This window comes from Duganella violaceipulchra, assembly GCF_019166075.1.
Taxonomy (GTDB): domain Bacteria; phylum Pseudomonadota; class Gammaproteobacteria; order Burkholderiales; family Burkholderiaceae_D; genus Rugamonas; species Rugamonas violaceipulchra.
In genome coordinates this window covers 1-255 of the sequence record NZ_JAHTGR010000243.1, presented here as the reverse complement: position 1 = coordinate 255, position 255 = coordinate 1, and the positions used below count along the sequence as shown (strand labels likewise).

General features: G+C 78.0%; 1 protein-coding gene. It reads left to right on the top strand.

Going from position 1 to position 255, the window contains the following annotated elements; genetic code table 11:
- Positions 1-255, top strand: a 255-nt coding sequence (locus KVP70_RS33895; protein WP_217946806.1) for a condensation domain-containing protein, incomplete at both ends; no start/stop codon positions are given.

The window sequence follows — 255 nt, the reverse complement described above, 5'->3', positions numbered from 1 at the left end:
ACCAGCACGGCGCGCCGCTGGCCGCGATCACACCGACCGGACGCGAGCAAGCGCCGCCGCTGTCGCTGGCGCAGCAGCGCCTGTGGTTCCTGGCCCAGCTCGACGCCGCGGCCGGCGCCGCCTACCATCTGCCGGCCGCGCTGCGCCTGCGCGGCGCGCTCGACCTGCCGGCCCTGCGCGCCACGCTCGACCGCCTGGTGGCCCGCCACGAAAGCCTGCGCACCACCTTTGTCGAGCGCGACGGCGCCCCGGTCC